Source organism: Paracoccaceae bacterium (assembly GCA_033344815.1).
GTDB lineage: Bacteria > Pseudomonadota > Alphaproteobacteria > Rhodobacterales > Rhodobacteraceae > Roseobacter.
This window is the reverse complement of sequence record JAWPMR010000001.1, coordinates 578,974-595,826: the sequence shown is the minus strand read 5'-3', so window position 1 is coordinate 595,826 and position 16,853 is coordinate 578,974. Positions and strand designations below refer to the sequence as shown.

Here is a 16,853-nt window from a genome sequence, read left to right as displayed (position 1 = left end):
GGCGGCGCCAAATCTTGCGACTTTTGCGGAGCTGGCGCCGTGAAAAGACGGACTTTATGGTTTTGCGATCAATATCTTGCATGGCCATATACATCTGCCAGTATATCCAGAGCGCGCGCGCGGGTTGCATGCGCATTCAATGCTTGGCGCAGTGAAATCAACTCAGCCTTCGTCGCAACCTTTGCAAATGCGGCGCCGTTGTTTCGTCGCACGTCTTCGTCTTCGTCTGTCAGCGCCTTTTCGAGGTGCAATCCTGCAAGTCCGTGTCCCTCGATGACAGTGCTGGCCATTTCGGCGGCGGCCGCCCTGGCTGCGGCTTCGTCTGATTTCATCATGTCTTCAATGATGGCCTTGCTTTCCTCTTCACCCACACGGTGGCACCAAAAAGACAACTGGCTTGACTGGCGCGCGGCAATGCAACTGCGCACAATAAATTTCTGCACGTCTGGTTCTAGGCGAAGCTGCTTGCGAAAACGGTAAACGTAGTCTTCCAGCAAGCCACCGGGCAGCAACCGGTCAATCCGTTCGTCCCAATCCGAGGCGCGCACGCCGTTTTCAATATGCCCAATGGTTTGCCGGAAGTCGAAAAAGTCGGGATCATCGTTGAGCCATCGCTGAATGAAATCAACAATATGTTCGTGGACCAACTCGAACCAATCCGTACCTTGCCGCGTGTCACAGCGCACAATTTTCCCAGCGACCAGAAATTTCAATACTTCCTGACATTGCGGTAGGGTGATGACAAAATTGCCGTGGGTAAGGTCCTCGGCGCGCAAGGCCATTTTAGTGTTATCGCTGGTGATCAACTTGTTCAGGACAAGTTTTACCAGAAAATGCAAATTTTGGGGTGTCTGATCCAAAAGGCGCTGAATGTAGCTTTCAAAAATATCGTCTATACTGCCAACGGCGTCGACGTCAGAGCTCTTGAGGGCGGCCTCTTCGCCGTCCCGCTGAAATGCGACGCGGTAAACCTCTGTGCAAAGGATTTGTAGCAACGGCGGATCAAAATTGTGCACTTCGAGCCCATCAACGATGTTTGCAATAATCGAGCGATCAAACGGGACCTCCTCGGCAAGCAGTGGCGCAAGTATTGCCTGGCGGGCGCCAAAGGCTGTTAAAGGCATCAGGCGATTTGCGTTTGAAAACAGGTTGGGCAGGCCAAACCGAAAATCATCGAGCGCGGCCAAATAGTCTTCTCGTAGGCTAAAGACAACTCGGACATCGATTGATGTGTTTTTCGCGATGCCGATGACGGCGTCGATGAAAAGTTTGCGCTCTGCCCGCTTTTCTTTGAACCGAATGAAAAACTCTTCGAATTGGTCGAAAAAGACGACCACGGGCCCCTTGGCCTCGTTCAGTGCGATGAAACCCTTGACCAAATCACCCTTGGCCTCGGAGATTGCGTCGGGGTCAGTCAAGTGGTCCGCCACAGCATGATCGACGGTTACAATGAAATCGTCCAGCGGGGCCTGCAATGTCCTGACGTAGATTGGGGTGAAACGACGTTTACGCATTTCCGGAAGCACGCCAGCCTGCAAAAGCGACGTTTTGCCAAGGCCGGATTTGCCATAAAGAATCGTGGTTCGCGCGCGGGTGATTTGTTCGACAATATCGGTGATCTCCTGCTCGCGCCCTGCGAACTTGGCGCTATCCTTCTCTTTGAAATAGTCGAGAAACTGAAACGGCCCGGATTTTGAAACACCCTTATCCAGTGCGTCGCGCGTTGATATGCTTTGATCAGCGGTCTTGGCGCCATCAACCGACACATCGACCGAAGACAGTGCAATATCGCTCATTGCGCGTCCTCCGACGCAATTCCCGTCAATTGCTGAACGAATTCTTCAGGCGAGGTTTGATACCAACTTACGTTAAATCGCCCCCAAAAAAGTCTCGCCAATGGCTCGTCTTCGGTACTGACAAAGTGGATAGGGATGGTTCCGCGGCCGGCATCAGCGCGCAGCAGGATGCTTGCCAATCTGCGCACCATTGGATCACGGGGTGACACGCCCAGCATCAACACTGACAGCCCATAGGCGCTGTTTACCATGCACGATCTTGTTCCGTCCGGTTCCTCCAGCCGATCAAACATCATGTCATGATCAGTCTCCGTCAGAACCAGCGATTCCGGTTCCCGGGGTAAACCGCAGATATGAACCAGACGGGGTTCTTCATCGACATCTTCTGTCGACTGAGCAGCGTTGGACAATACTTTTGGATAGCGTCGATCTTCCTCGAATGCGCGGGCCAATAGCCCGTCAAAATATGTGCAAATTGCCCCTGGAATATTCCATCCGGCAATGGAGCGGAAACTTTCCGGGACTTGATTTTTGTCATAGTGGTCGCGGATCGCCTCGCAAAGATCAATGCGTTGCAATCCGGTTTCCCGGCTCACATAAAACTCACAAACCCGCTGCAAAACCGACGACGCCCACCAAGCGGCAGATGTTTCGCCAATATCCAATTCATCCATCGCAGGATAATCGCATTTTGCCGCCAGAAATCGTGCCAGTCGTAATGGACCTGCCCCCGTGGACGGTCCGCGACGCGTTGTCGATTCGCTGAGAAAATGATGCCCAATCACCGGTAGGCAGCGACCATTTCGTACGGCATTTACCAGCCCGGGTGGCAGCTTTGTATCCTCGATTACTGCTGCCGTTGGTGGCGCGGCCAATGTGGACACTGGCTTATCCTGGTTCGGATTGATGGCAAAGGTCGGGTCTGCGTCAGGGCGTGTGAACAACACCGGTGCGATGAAACCTCGCCGGGTGCTGTCTTTGCTGTTCATATGAACTTTTCGACGCGCCAATCGCGTTGCTTCGCCAACCTGGCCCGGTGTTTTGCCCAGCAGCAGTTCTTTGTAAAAGGTCTCAGAAAATTGAATTGCCTGCTCGTCATCCACCTCAAATTGCATGGCAACGACGCTTGAAAGCCCACGATTTAACAACCCTTCGCCTAATCCGCTAGTCCGTCTGTTCGCTGAGCTTTGGCTTGCAAAACAGCAGTTCAAAACAGCCAGGCGGATACTGCTATCGCTGAATAATTCGGCAAAAGATTCACCATTGGCCCAGAACTCATTGGCGACACCATCCTCTTGGTTCAGCCGTATCGTGACATTCTGTTTCTCGTCTAATTCTCCATGCCCGATAAAGTGGAAAATGTCGTAATTACCGTCCCTTATCGCATCGTCCAGCCGATCAATTGTCACCCGACCTTCCAAGCGGTCAACATGCACACGCTCGGCGATTTCCGCGCTTTCGAATATGCGTTTGATATTGGTCCATTCCTGACCAGCATTCAGATCCGCAACATCCGGAATAACAACCAGCGCGCGCAGTTTGTCGTTGCTACCTAGGCTTGGTGAAGGGCTGGGAGGGGCGGCATCCTGAACACTGCGAATAAAACGAATTTGCGGTTGCAGCAGAAAGAACCGGTTGCACGTCTCGTCATAAATGCTTTCCCAGGGCAATTGCGCCAAGTCTTTGGGAACATCGAGCGCGATGTAAACAGGTTGCGCGCCTGCCTCTTCGAGCATCTCACGAAAAATGCGCTCGTTGACGTCATTTACAACACCCGACCACAGATGTGCACCGGCGTCTTTCAGATCGTCAAGCTTGCAATACCCGTCACGAATATCAGCAACGACCCGGTTAAACCTGGACGTGGCCGACAGGTCAATTGCCAAGTCACTCGGCGCGCTGAACGTGCCGTTTTTTCCAATGTGAACAGCGAATTCCCTATCGGTCTCGGCAGGTCGAATTTGGATCGAAAAAACGTTCATAATGAACCAATAAAATTAATGTCAGAAGTCTATCATCGGAAGCCTTTATTTTGCAAATGACGGCAGTCACGCGCCGCGGCTGATCTCATGCTTTAGCGAGGGCGTGAATAAACTGAGCGCAAGTCTGCAAGATACCTCGTCGCTTCAGTAACCTGCGCTGTCTCGGGTTCCCCACGTATCAAAGCTCCAATGTTGGCTTGAAACGCCAGTTTATTGGGGTGTTGGCAATCCGGGACTGAATCAGCAATGCCAAGGCCTCAGCCGCCGCTTTCTGATCGGCAATTACATCTTTGGGGCGTTGTTTCCGGCGTTTGGTTTCTTCCGAAAATATACACGCGCGGATCAAGGCACGGAGCGTCATGCGTGCTGTCATCTCCTCCAGCTTGTTGCGCTCCCCTGGTGCAAGCCGCAACGCGATAGGTGAAATTGCCTTGCGTCCGGGCCTTTCGTTCCTTGCTTTGGACGTGGTGGCCGTTTTTTGACCGGAAATTCTGCTGCCATTCTGTGTCATGGCGACATCTCCGGCAAGCAAAACGCACCGGTGTTTCAAGCGTCTTACCTTTCAAAACCGCCTGGATCATCCTGTGCTGCGAACTCAGATAACTTCTGGATTAGCCTCAAGAATGCTTGCTTAACCCTCTATCTCAGACAAAATGTCGTCTGCGCCAAATGGCTCTAGGTTGCTCTGCTCAAATGCGCCACTGTTTCTAAAAACAGGATTAGTGAACCATAAGCCTTTGAAAATAAAGGTATGCGGCGCAGTTCTCTGAGTCCTGCGGAGCGGCCCTTGGACCGGACGGAAACGCCAAGTGCGGCCTCGGTTTCAGCACGCTTTTCCCCGCGCGCTCTGATTTACGGTTCAAAAGCCGCGATTTGGCGGGGCGCATCAGGGCCTGCCAAATCACCGCAAATAATACGCGCCAATTTGCCATGCCCTGGATGGGCTATCGTGTTTTTGCGTCCGGTTGATCATCGCCCAACAGAGGAGGCCGGACAAAAATCGACTGCCCACTATCGTCGACGCACCCGGAGGGCACCATCCTGTTTTGGCGCATGGTCTTCATATCCCTCCAACAGCGCGGGTCAGGCGGAAACGCCTGCATCTGCCAAAGTCACGTCGATGGCACGCTGCATCATGTCCAGAGCTTGATCCAGTTCGGCTTCACTTGCAATGAAGGGGGGCGCGAGCAAGATGTGATCGCCCCTGCGGCCATCCCGTGTACCGGGCATCGGATAGCAAATCATCCCTTCTGCAAAGGCTGCTTTCTTCAGTGTTCCGGCCAGTCTCAGTTTGGGATCAAAAGGTTGCTTGCTCTTACGATCCGCGACGAATTCAATTCCCCAGAACAACCCACGCCCTCGAATGTCGCCCACATGGGGATGTTGTGCAAAGCGGCGGCGCAACTGAGTTTCCAGATATTGGCCACGCGCGCGGACCTGCGTTATCAGATCACGCTCCAGAATCTCCTGAACCACCGCGAGCCCTGCGGCCGTGGCCACCGGATGACCGATGTAAGTGTGCCCATGCTGGAAAAATCCACTGCCTGCCGAAATCACCTCATAGATTGTCTTGCTGCACAGCATCGCTCCAATCGGCTGGTAACCCGCGCCCAATCCCTTGGCGATGCAAAGGATATCCGGTGTCACACCGTCGCCGTCACAGGCGAATAGATGCCCGGTGCGTCCCATGCCGCACATGACCTCGTCCAGAATCAACAGAACCCCGTATTTGTCGCAGATCTCGCGGATGCGTTTGAAATAACCAGGCGCAGATGGAACCGCCCCCAGGGTCGCGCCCACAACCGGTTCCGCTATGAATGCCATGACCGTTTCCGGCCCAAGCCGCAGGATTTCGTCTTCCAGTTCCTGCGCGACGCGCTGCCCGTATACTTCCAGCGTTTCGGTATCATGGCGTTCGGCATATTCATAACAAGCCGCGATATGGCTCATCTCCACCAATAGAGGCGCAAATTGCTGGCGTCGCCAGGCATTGCCCCCAGCTGACAGCGCCCCCAGCGTATTGCCGTGATAGCTTTGACGTCGCGCAATCAGGTGGCGACGTTCGGGTTGGCCGTTTTCCAGATGGTACTGGCGCGCCAGTTTGATCGCACTTTCAACCGCTTCTGATCCGCCAGACACGAAATAGACGCGGTCCAGATCGCCGGGGGCGTGAGCAATCAAGAGATCCGCCAACGCCTCAGCCGGTTCAGAGGTTAAAAACCCGGTATGGGCAAAGGCCAGTTTGTCGACCTGGGTCTTTATCGCCTCCGTCACCCGGGCGTTGGAATGACCCAGACAAGAAACGGCGGCCCCGCCCGAGCCGTCAAAATACCGTTTGCCCTCCGTGTCGATCAAAAAGCAGCCATCCCCCCCGGAGGCAGTTGGCAAATCTGAATGGCAGTGGCGCGGAAAAACATGGCTCATGGTTCAATCCTTTTGGTTTTGTCATTCAGCGTTCTGAGCCATGCTGCAGAACCTTTTAGGGATCACTTGGGATAATCACGCGCCATCCATCACCCTGCAAATGCCCAGGGACCTCAGGTGACCGGCCTTTATCCCGTGCCCTGACCTAACGCCAGAATGGTTGGGTTTACAAGTTGCAGGGTGATTTGAACGTCCGGATTGTGATCGTCACATCAGGGCGGGATCTGGCTTTGCCGAGGTCCGGATCAATGCCTGATACGGTGTGCTGCAAATGCTTTGGGGTGAAGTCCTCTTGCACCTTTGTTGCAGGCCAAATAGAAGAGCGGAAATTTCTGCCCGCGCCCGCCCGGCGCGCCTTATTTACATGGAGCACACATGCAGGTCACCGAGACGCTGAACGAAGGTCTGAAACGCGGCTATGCCATCACGGTCACTGCCGCTGAACTGGACGCCAAGGTTAACGAAAAACTCGCCGAAGCGCAGCCTCAGGTCGAGATGAAGGGCTTTCGCAAGGGCAAGGTGCCGATGGCGCTGCTGAAAAAACAGTTTGGCCAGAAAGTCATGGGCGAAGCGATGCAGGAGAGCATTGACGGCGCGATGAGTGACCACTTTGAAAGCTCAGGTGACCGCCCAGCCTTGCAACCTGAGGTCAAAATGACCAACGAGGACTGGAAAGAGGGCGACGACGTCGAGGTTGCGATGTCTTATGAAGCGCTGCCTGTGATTCCCGACGTTGATTACGCAACGATCGAACTGGAAAAAATGGTTGTGAAGGCCGAGGATGAAGCGGTTGAGGAAGCGCTGGCAAATCTGGCGGAAACCGCACAGGATTTCAAAGCCCGCAAGAAAGGCTCAAAAGCCAAGGATGGCGATCAGGTTGTCATGGATTTCCTTGGAAAGGTAGATGGCGAAGCTTTTGACGGCGGTGCTGCTGAGGATTATCCGCTGGTGCTGGGCTCCAATTCCTTCATCCCCGGTTTCGAAGAGCAACTGGTGGGGTGCAAGGCGGGCGAAGAGAAGGCCGTAACGGTTTCCTTCCCCGATGACTATCAGGCAGAGAACCTTGCGGGCAAGGAGGCGGTCTTTGACTGCACCATCAAGGAAGTCAAAGGCCCCGTTGCCGCAGAAATCAATGATGAGCTGGCCAAAAAATTTGGGGCCGAAGATCTGGCTGGGCTGAAAACCCAGATTTCCGAACGTCTTGAGGCGGAATATGCGGGTGCTGCGCGCGCAGTGATGAAACGTGGACTGTTGGACGCGTTGGATGGTTTGGTTGATTTCGACTTGCCGCCGTCTCTGGTCGAGGCCGAAGCCAAGCAGATCGCACATCAGTTGTGGCACGAAGATAACCCCGATGTGGAAGGGCATGATCACCCGGAAATCGAAACCACGGATGAGCATACAACACTGGCCACGCGGCGCGTGCGTCTGGGTCTTTTGCTAGCGGAAATTGGTCAGAAGGCCGAAGTTGAAGTGACAGATGCCGAGATGACGCAAGCCATTATGAACCAGGCGCGTCAGTATCCCGGTCAGGAACGCCAGTTCTTTGAATTCGTGCAGCAGAACCAGCAGATGCAACAGCAAATGCGCGCGCCCCTCTTTGAGGACAAAGTCGTGGATCATGTGTTTGAGCAGGCCACGCTGAATGAAAAGACGGTTTCCAAAGACGATCTGCAGAAAGCAGTAGAAGCGCTGGAAGAAGAGTAAGACGTCTGATGGCGTATGCCCAAGGAAATGGTAGCCCGTAAGGGCGGCCTTTTTTGTTGGCGTATGAAGGATTAAGACAGATCTGCGCGAGGCGAGCGTTAAAAACTGGCCGTTGACCTGTTGTTTTTGAACAGAGAACCCCACGTGCCGCAAGATCGCGTGAGTACTTTGCAGGATCGCCTTTTCTGCGCCGCGCGTATGCTTGTGCCCTGAAATGGCTTTGATATGTGTCGCGCTTTCGAGTCGGTCATCCTGTCTGGATCTTTTCGCGTTGCCAAATATTGCCGGGCAAGCTCGACCTATTTCCCCGAGAGAGGAATTGGCCTGGCGGGCAAAGATAAGCGCTTTGTCGTGGGACGTCCTTTGTGTTTAAGCGGACATACCACTGCATGATGCCGCGGAACGACGAGACGCTCGCGAGAGGGTCTGCATCTGTGGCCGTCACACCGGTCAGGCGCTGGCGGCAACGGCACGCAAAAAATGGCAGGTGGCGCAAGGTGTATCCGACAAATCCATCGTGGCGCGATGGGCGCTCTAGGCAGGCGCAATCGTTGAAAGCGTTGAAGCCGCGTCAGTTCCGGAACGCGATTTTCGTTCTTCAGCACGTTGCTAGGTCTGCACGTCTTGTGTCCGCAAGCGGCGTTTTGACTGTTTGCAGGACAGGTCACCGGTGATCGAAAGCGCGATTGTGATACACCGGGCGTGTGGAACCACGCGGTTATATCCTCGCGCAACAACAGTCACCCCGTCGCGCGGAACCGCGACCCGGAAGGTGCGAAACCTCTACAAACTGGAGAGACGGCCAGTTACAAATCAATGCGGAACCGGGCAAACCCATCCGTGCCTTCGCCAGCCGGCGCGAGCGTGATGCCCTTGACGTCATCTACATAATCCTGCGCTTTGGGGCCGGTATCAAACAGCACGGAAGCGCCATCGAGCGGTTTGAACGTCCAGTTTGCATCCGCACGCGGGCTTATGGTGCCATTTTCCACAATGTAGCGCACGATGACATCGCGGTTGGTATCGGGTCCTTCAAAGACGATACTATCCCCTTTTGCGCCAGGGAAATCGCCGCCACCGCTGGCACGGTAGTTGTTGGTCGCCACGATGAATTTCTGATCAGGATCAATCGGTTGCCCGTCGAACCTAAGATCGGTAATGCGGTTGGCATCCGGGTTGATCAGCACGCCCTTGGCGTCAAATTTTGACGGCTGGCTGAGGTCAATCTGATAGGTCACACCGTCCATCACATCGAAATTGTAGGATGGAAAGCTGTCATTGATCAGGACCTGATCTGCCTGGCCGGGCGTTACCTGATTGAACAGACCCGCAGAGCGTTCCAGCCAGTCCTTGACCTCTGCTCCCGTGACCAGAACCGCCCGCGCGGTATTGGGATAAAGGTACAGATCAGAGACATTCTTGATGGCGACATCGCCTTTGGGAACGTCCGTGTAATACTCTGGACCGCCACGGCCGCCAGCTTTGAAGGGAGCGGCAGCAGATAGTACTGGAAGCGTTTCGTATTCAGTGCCTTGCAGCATTTCTTTAATGTACCATACCTGTGCGTTTGAGACGATCTGCACGGAGGGATCATCCGCGACCAGCGCAAAATAGCTGTGCAAGTTGGCGTCAGTTTTCCCAACCGCGCGGCGCACATAGGCCAATGTTTCGTCGTGCGCCTGCTGCGCGCTGGCAAGGACGGTTGGGTCGCTTTCGACCAGCGCCGTAACAGAACGATCCTCATTGCGCTTGGAAATCGGTCGGGCTTCGCTGGTATGCCCGGCGATGCGCCATCCCGCGCCATCGCGCTCCAGCATCAGATCAATCAGGCCCAGATGACTGCCCCAGAAACCGCCCATGGTCGCGGGCTTGCCATGGATCGTGCCTGCGCCTGCATCGACGGCGGCATAGTCTTGATAGGTGGGCGAGGGGAAAACCAGGTGACTGTGTCCGGTCAGGATGGCATCAATTCCCGGCACCGCAGCCAAGGGCACAGATGCGTTTTCCATCATCTCAGTCTCATCCGCTGACCCGATACCGGAATGGGACAATGCGATGATGATGTCGGCCCCTTCTTCCTTCATCTGGGGCACATAGGCCCGCGCGGCTTCGAGGATATCGCGGGTCTGAACGTTACCTTCAAGATGACGACGGTCCCAGTTCATGATTTGCGGTGGCACAAACCCGATGAGTCCGATCTTGATCAGATGCGTTTCACCCGCCCCATCTGTCAGCTGTCGTTCGATGATGGTGTAGGGTTTCACCAACGTCACATCCTGCGTGGGCGCGCTGCCCATTTCCTTGACCACATTTGCGGAAACCACAGGGAAATCGGTTCCGGCCAAAGATTTCATCAAAAATTCAAGACCATAGTTGAATTCATGGTTGCCCAGCGTAGCGGCATCAAAGCCAACCGCGTTCATCGCCGCAATCACAGGATGCATGTCGCCGTCCTTCATGCCGCGCTCATAGGCGATGTAGTCCCCCATGGGATTGCCCTGCAAAAAGTCGCCATTGTCGAGCAAAACGGAATTTGTCGCCTCGGCCCGAATGTCGCCGATAATCGAGGCCGTGCGTGCCAGCCCCACGGTGTCGCGGGGTTTGTCAGCATAATAGTCATATGGAAAAACATGCACATGCAGGTCGGTTGTTTCCATCAAACGCAGGTGCGCCTGACCTGCCGCAGCGTTCACGGAAAACGGATGCAGCACCATCAGGCCCGCGCTGCCAGCGATAAAGGAACGGCGAGAGAGGCGAAGGGTCATGACATGCATCCTTTGTGTGAGTGTTGGAAAACGACGGCCATTCAAACCGCGCAGTTTGACCACCCCACGATCATCTCACAAACAGGGGCGCGTCAAGTCAGGAATTCACGCTATGGGTGCAATTACACAGCAGGTCGCAGCCCGGTTTCGACCAGCATCCCGCGCCGCTTGGCCTCATAGTAATACCCGCGCGCGTACCAACTGATCGCAGTATCCTGATTTCCGTCCGACAATAACCATGCACCGCGCAGGTATTTCCCAGCATATTTAAGGTTGGTTTCGGCATCCAACAGGTCGTTTGGTTGCCCGCGAAACCCCATCGTACGCGCGGTCTGCGGCAGAATTTGCAGTAATCCATAGTAGGGAACATTCCGGGCCCAAGGCCTGTGCGTGCTTTCGCGAATGGCCAGCTTGTGCACAAGCGGGCGGGGCAGGTCGTAGAGATCAGCGTATTGGTTGATCAACGCGCGTAACTCAGGCGTCTCATTGGGGTAGAGTGGTGGATCAAGACTGTCCACATCAGACGCAGAGCATGCACAAAGCAAAGCAGCCGTTGAAAAAGCTAAAAAGACGCGTCTGGTCTGCCGTTGCTTTTGGTGAAAACTGTGGGACATGGTGTTCCGGGTTCCGTTGAATTTAAGCGCGACACTATGGACCCTGTCTGTCTGTTCAAGCGATAAATGGGGAGGTCGGCGGCGTGTCGCTTTATGTGGTGACAAGAACTATCGGCTTGCAGCCCGCGGCTTTGACTTGAGTTGCACAGCCCCCGGACTAAGGTTGGCTTCAGGGCTGCAATGAATGAGGTTGAATTATAGCTATATGGTCAGGATACCAATTGCACTTTTGCTGCTGGGAACGGCCCCGGTTTTTGCACAAGATAGAGGTCCTTCGTTTGATTGCACCAAAGCAGAGAGTTCGGCTGAAGAACTGGTGTGCGAAGACGCCGAATTAGCCCGTTTGGATCAGACGGTATCAGCGCGATATGCGGCTGCGATTGATGTAATCAATGGCATGGACAGTGGTACTGAGGACGCAAAAAATAAGCTGCGCGCCACGCAACGGGGATGGATCAAGGGGCGGGATGAGTGTTGGAAGGCCAGCGATTTACGAGATTGCGTGGCGTTTTCCTATCTGCGTCGCGAGGCCCAGCTTGTCACTGAATGGATGTTGCAAAGCCCGGCATCCGTGGTTTTTTGGGCATGCGACGACAATCCGGCAAACGAAGTCGTTACGTCGTTTTTTGATACAACACTGCCAAGCGTTCGGTTTGAGCGTGGCGATACGATTGACACAGGCACGCTCGTGCCAACCGCGTCCGGATCGAAATACGAGGGTAACTTTGGCAGGTCTATCTGGATCAAGGGCAACGAAGCGAGCTATCGCGACCCTGATCCTGATGGGGCGACCTTTTCTTGCGTGATCGCACAGGAACGCTGATCAGAGCTTTTTAATGTTTGCACATTGCAGAAGAAAGCCGGGCGCTTGAAGAAAGAGCCCGGCATTGGATTGTAGATATGGCGGAAGATCAGGCTTTGCCAGCCGTGTCTTCTTGATCACCGGACGGCTCAGAAATGGCCTCGGCCAGATCGTCATCCTCAGAAGTTGCAGCACCGATGTCCTCAAAGAGTTCGGAGATTTCGAACTCTGCTGCGGCTTCTTCTTCGGCTGCCAGTTCCTGAATGGATTTACCGGCGGCTTGCAATTCGGCCTCTTCGGGCGACCGCGCAACGTTCAGTTCCACAGTGGCATCGACCTCAGGGTGCAAAACAACCTGAACGACATGAATGCCAAGTTCCTTGATGGGCTCCAGCACAACCTGCTTACGATCCACTGAAAAACCAGCTTCTGTGGCGGCTTCGGCGGCGTCGCGCGTGGTGACGGAGCCGTAAAGAGCGCCAGCGTCAGAGGCAGAGCGAATCACGATGAACTGCTGTCCGTCGAGTTTTTCGGCCAGCGAAGCGGCTTCGGCTTTGGTCTCAAGGTTGCGCGCTTCGAGTTGCGCTTTTTGCTCTTCGAAGGCTTCGATGTTGGCTTTGGAAGCTGACAACGCCTTGCCTTGTGGCAACAGGAAGTTGCGGGCGTAGCCGGGTTTCACATCGACGACTTCGCCCATCTGACCCAGTTTCGCGACGCGTTCGAGTAGGATAACTTGCATGATGTTCTCCTTACTTCACAGCGTAGGGCAGCAGGGCGAGGAAGCGGGCGCGTTTGATGGCACGGGCCAGTTCGCGTTGCTTCTTGGCGGAGACTGCGGTGATACGGGAAGGCACGATCTTGCCACGCTCAGAGATGTAGCGCTGCAACAGACGTGTGTCTTTGTAGTCGATTTTCGGCGCGTTATCACCCGAGAAAGGGCAGACCTTGCGACGGCGGAAAAATGGTTTAGCGGCCATGGGTTATATCCTTGTCCTAATGTCGATCAACGGCGCTCACGGCGGTCAGGCCGTTCGTCACGTTTCTGCATCTGCACGGAGGGCAGCTCGGCGTGATCATCAACCTTGATGGTCAAAACGCGCATCACATCGTCATGCAAACGCATCAGGCGTTCCATTTCCTGAACGGCCGGTGCAGGGGCATCCGAACGCAGGAAGGCATAGTGCCCCTTACGGTTTTTGTTGATCTTATAGGCCATCGTTTTGACGCCCCAATACTCGTGATCCACGAGTGCGCCGCCATTGTCGGACAGGACGGCTCCAAAATGTTCGATCAGCCCTTCGGCTTGCGTGTTGGACAGGTCCTGACGCGCGATCATAACATGCTCATACTTTGGCATGTGACTTCCTTATTTATATCAAGGCGCATTTCAAAGGGGGGGCCTGATCCTTTTGCGGCCCCGCCACGAGAGACTGCGCGGTTCAAAAACGTTTGCAAAAGGAAGGGCCGATATACACGCTCTGGCCCGTGACGCAAGCCTGATCGTTTTGACTAAAACGGCCTCCGCAGACTGACATGGATGGGGCGCGGTTCGGGGGTGAATTGATTGCGCAGAGAATGGCTGAAGCGCTGATGACATTTGGGCACGGGGATGCACGCCCGTAACAGAGCGCAGTATATTGTGCGCTGTCGCAAGATAACCAAAAAATATCGCGCTCTTTGTTCATGAACGCGCAGAAATTGTTTGTAGCTGCAGAATTGCCATACAGCCTCGTCACCCCACATAAAACATATCTTCAACCAACAGGAGTCTCTCTCAATGAAATCGCTTCTTCTTGCAGCTGCTTTGACCGCAACCGCCGGCATGGCATCAGCCGCCGCCGAAAAATACCTGCTGGATGCCAGTCACAGCCAGGTTGTGTTTAGCTACAACCACTTAGGGTTTTCGACGACCTATGGGATGTTTTCGGGTTTTGAGGGCGAAATCATGTTGAACCCAGCAGACCCAAGCGGATCATCGGTGAATGTCTCCATGCCGCTTATGAGCATGTTTACAGGCTGGGAAAAACGCGAAAATCACTTCATGTCGGACGATTTCTTCGGCGCGGAGGAGAGCGATATGATCACATTCACGTCAACGGCTATCGAGGTAACCGGGGACGACACTGCGTTGATCACCGGCGATTTGACGATGAATGACATGACAAAATCCGTCGTGCTGGACGCAAAACTGAACCAGATGGGCGATCACCCACAAGCCGGCAAGCCCTGGGCAGGATTTGACGCAACCACAACCCTGTTGCGCTCAGACTTTGGCGTCGGCAACTTTGCGCCTTTCGTCAGCGACGAGATCGAAGTTGTCATCTCCATTGAGGCGATGAAGGCTGAATAATCGCCCACCGATATTCAAGGTAAAGGCCGCGCTTTGTTCAGCGCGGCCTTTTTCGTTCGCGCCGGAATTTATTCCGCTTGTACAGCAGTCAGCAATATTTCAACGTCCACGCCAAATCCCAGCGATGCTTCGTCTTTTTGACTGTCTCCAATCGCGAAATCGCGGCGGTCCAATTGCGTGCTGCCTTGCATGGTTGCGACCCCATCGACGACCTCGAGTGTAAAGGGGAGCGTGACGGGATTGGATTGATCTTTGATCGTTACGGTGCCTTCTGCAACATATCCTGTTTCGGATCGCTGGATATCAGCTTGGAACAGGGCGGTTGGAAAAGCCTCTGCGTTGAAGAAATCCGCATCAAGAGCTTGCCCTGTTACTGATCCAAGGGTGAGCGAGCCAATTGAAATGGTGACTTCGACCGTACCTGCAACGCCTGTTTCGATGGTTTCATCAAAGCTGATGTCAGCAGTCCAATCCGCGAATGTGCCGCGCACATCGGATCCCAACTGTTGCACGACGATCGCCAGATCACCCTCCTGAACCGCCCAATCTGATTGAACCTCTTCGAGAGACGCCGCCGTGATATTGGCATCATGGCCCGCATAGAGGTTCAGCGCATTGCCGATGAAAAGAGCGCCCGCCCAGATTGCGAGGGCACTGAAGAGGGGCGCGGCGATACGGTGACCGCTTTGGCCCTGTGATACTGTGGGGGTACCGGGCAGCATCCGCCGCAGGGTTACGTCCTTGTCGACAAAATGGTGTTTTAAAGCGCCGGCAAAATGCAGCAATATTGAACCCGCGAGAACACGCTCAAAGACAATGTGCAACCCGGCGGCGGCACCGGCGATGGCTTCGGACTTTGGCACGAAAAACAGGTTTTGCCCGAATGGCCACCAGATCGGTGCAAAACCATCGGTGGCGGCGTGATGTATCCAGCCGGAAAGCGGCACCAGCAACAGCGATCCATAAAGCAGCCAATGCACGGTTTCAGCCGCAAGACTTTCCAACTTGCGATCCGGATGCAGCAGGCCAGGTTTTGGCTGGCTCAGCGCCCAGAGAATGCGCGCCAGCGCGGTAAAGAAGACCGTGACGCCCAGTGTTTTGTGCAGCGAGAACAGCCAGGCTTTCTGAGCCAGCTGCTCTGACGTTTCGTAAGGCAGACCGTTGGCATAGATGCCCAGCGGAATAAGAGTAAGAATGAGCAGAGCTGTCAGCCAGTGGAAGGTTTTGGTGACTGCGCCGTAATGCGTGGCAGTATTTGACAGTGACATTGCGCGCCTCACAAATTCATGCGTTTTGTTGTCAACTTAACGGTTCTTCCCCAGACGGCAATGGCCCCGCACGCACAGCTTCTGCGCGCGACCGCGAGGGATGGCTCTGGTTGCGATGTCCATGAAATTGCGGGGAGGACCGTTGCCTCGCTTGCGCGCGCAGGCTAAGCGGGATGTAACAAAAAAGAGGGGGAGGCGATTTCATGAGCATCGCATTTGTTTTTCCGGGTCAGGGCGCACAGGCCATTGGCATGGGCCGCGCTCTGGCGGATGCCTATCCGGCCGCGCGTGCGGTTTTTGACGAGGTGGACGATGCTCTGGGCGAAAAGCTAAGCGATCTGATCTGGGACGGGGACATCGAAACCCTGACGCTTACGGAAAACGCGCAGCCTGCTTTGATGGCAACGTCAATTGCGGCGCTGCGTAGCCTGGAGGCAGAGGGCCTGGGGATGGAGCGCGCGGGTTTTGTGGCAGGCCATTCGCTGGGCGAATATTCGGCGCTGGCAGCGGCCGGCACTTTCAGCATCGCGGATGCGGCGCGTCTTCTGCGCATTCGGGGACGGGCTATGCAACAAGCCGTACCGGTGGGCGTGGGGGCGATGGCCGCGATTCTGGGTTTGGATTTTGACGCAGCTTCTGATGTGGCTACACGGGCGGCTGAAGGTCAGGTCTGTCAGGTCGCAAATGAAAACGACCCAGCTCAGAATGTGGTGTCCGGAAACAAGGAAGCCATTGAGCGCGCGGTTGGTCTGGCCAAGGAAGCGGGCGCTAAGCGCGCGTTGATGCTGCCGGTATCGGCGCCTTTTCACTGTGCGTTGATGGAACCGGCGGCGGCTGAAATGGCGCGGGCACTGGAAACCGTCACCTTGAAAGCGCCAAAAGTGCCGCTGGTCGCAAATGTGGTTGCGGAGGCTGTAAGCGATCCTGCTATGATCGCTTCCTTGTTGGTTGATCAGGTCACCGGGCGCGTGCGCTGGAAATCCTCCGTAGAGTGGATGGTGGCGCAGGGCGTGACAGAGTTTTGGGAAATTGGGGCTGGAAAAGCGCTCAGCGGTATGATCCGGCGCATTGCGAAGGACTGCGCGACGCGCAACATCGGCACACCCGATGACATCAAAGCGGCATTGGAAGGATAGAGGGTGGTT

General features: G+C 55.0%; 14 protein-coding genes. 4 read left to right on the top strand and 10 right to left on the bottom strand.

The window, feature by feature from the left end:
• Positions 1–68: 68 nt before the first annotated feature.
• From R8G34_02815 to R8G34_02800, 4 genes are all read right to left on the bottom strand, one after another.
• On the bottom strand, positions 69–1,796 hold the full coding sequence (locus R8G34_02815) for a hypothetical protein (GenBank protein ID MDW3221812.1): 1,728 nt from the start codon (positions 1,794–1,796) through the stop codon (positions 69–71).
• Positions 1,793–3,682: a CHAT domain-containing protein gene (locus R8G34_02810; protein ID MDW3221811.1), complete on the bottom strand. Its 1,890-nt coding sequence runs from the start codon at positions 3,680–3,682 to the stop codon at positions 1,793–1,795. The genes R8G34_02815 and R8G34_02810 overlap by 4 nt, the downstream gene beginning before the upstream one ends.
• A 274-nt stretch (positions 3,683–3,956) precedes the next feature.
• Positions 3,957–4,289, bottom strand: a complete 333-nt coding sequence (locus R8G34_02805) for a hypothetical protein (protein MDW3221810.1) — start codon at positions 4,287–4,289, stop codon at positions 3,957–3,959.
• 572 nt (positions 4,290–4,861) lie between these two features.
• A complete protein-coding gene (locus R8G34_02800) occupies positions 4,862–6,202 on the bottom strand; it encodes an aspartate aminotransferase family protein (protein MDW3221809.1) in 1,341 nt (446 codons plus the stop codon).
• 375 nt (positions 6,203–6,577) lie between these two features.
• Between R8G34_02800 and tig the strand changes: the two genes are divergently transcribed.
• On the top strand, positions 6,578–7,909 hold the full coding sequence (tig, locus tag R8G34_02795) for a trigger factor (protein ID MDW3221808.1): 1,332 nt from the start codon (positions 6,578–6,580) through the stop codon (positions 7,907–7,909).
• An 806-nt stretch (positions 7,910–8,715) separates the two neighbouring features.
• Here the strand turns inward: tig and R8G34_02790 are convergent.
• Together R8G34_02790 and R8G34_02785 are read right to left on the bottom strand one after the other, a co-directional pair.
• Positions 8,716–10,674 carry a bifunctional 2',3'-cyclic-nucleotide 2'-phosphodiesterase/3'-nucleotidase gene (locus tag R8G34_02790; GenBank protein ID MDW3221807.1) on the bottom strand — a complete coding sequence of 653 codons (1,959 nt, stop codon included), beginning with the start codon at positions 10,672–10,674 and terminating at the stop codon, positions 8,716–8,718.
• Positions 10,675–10,796: 122 nt separating this feature from the next.
• Complete coding sequence (locus tag R8G34_02785; GenBank protein MDW3221806.1) at positions 10,797–11,288, bottom strand: lytic transglycosylase domain-containing protein; 492 nt, start codon at positions 11,286–11,288, stop codon at positions 10,797–10,799.
• 184 nt (positions 11,289–11,472) lie between these two features.
• Between R8G34_02785 and R8G34_02780 the strand changes: the two genes are divergently transcribed.
• Positions 11,473–12,111, top strand: coding sequence for an MliC family protein (locus tag R8G34_02780; protein MDW3221805.1), 639 nt, complete (start codon positions 11,473–11,475; stop codon positions 12,109–12,111).
• 88 nt (positions 12,112–12,199) lie between these two features.
• On the opposite strand, the gene rplI is transcribed toward R8G34_02780, so the two are convergent.
• Genes rplI through rpsF form a run of 3 tightly spaced genes read right to left on the bottom strand, consistent with a single transcriptional unit; the run spans position 12,200 to position 13,447 of the window.
• A complete protein-coding gene (gene rplI, locus R8G34_02775; protein MDW3221804.1) occupies positions 12,200–12,829 on the bottom strand; it encodes a 50S ribosomal protein L9 in 630 nt (209 codons plus the stop codon).
• Positions 12,830–12,839: 10 nt separating this feature from the next.
• Positions 12,840–13,067 carry a 30S ribosomal protein S18 gene (gene rpsR / locus R8G34_02770; GenBank protein ID MDW3221803.1) on the bottom strand — a complete coding sequence of 76 codons (228 nt, stop codon included), beginning with the start codon at positions 13,065–13,067 and terminating at the stop codon, positions 12,840–12,842.
• 26 nt (positions 13,068–13,093) lie between these two features.
• On the bottom strand, positions 13,094–13,447 hold the full coding sequence (gene rpsF, locus R8G34_02765; protein ID MDW3221802.1) for a 30S ribosomal protein S6: 354 nt from the start codon (positions 13,445–13,447) through the stop codon (positions 13,094–13,096).
• 420 nt (positions 13,448–13,867) lie between these two features.
• On the opposite strand from rpsF, the gene R8G34_02760 reads away from it, so the two are divergent.
• Positions 13,868–14,440, top strand: a complete 573-nt coding sequence (locus R8G34_02760; protein ID MDW3221801.1) for a YceI family protein — start codon at positions 13,868–13,870, stop codon at positions 14,438–14,440.
• A 68-nt stretch (positions 14,441–14,508) separates the two neighbouring features.
• Here the strand turns inward: R8G34_02760 and R8G34_02755 are convergent, their stop codons facing one another.
• A complete protein-coding gene (locus tag R8G34_02755) occupies positions 14,509–15,708 on the bottom strand; it encodes a cytochrome b/b6 domain-containing protein (GenBank protein ID MDW3221800.1) in 1,200 nt (399 codons plus the stop codon).
• 203 nt (positions 15,709–15,911) lie between these two features.
• Here R8G34_02755 and fabD point away from each other — a divergent pair, with 203 nt between their 5' ends.
• Positions 15,912–16,844: an ACP S-malonyltransferase gene (gene fabD, locus R8G34_02750; GenBank protein MDW3221799.1), complete on the top strand. Its 933-nt coding sequence runs from the start codon at positions 15,912–15,914 to the stop codon at positions 16,842–16,844.
• Positions 16,845–16,853 lie beyond the last annotated feature (9 nt).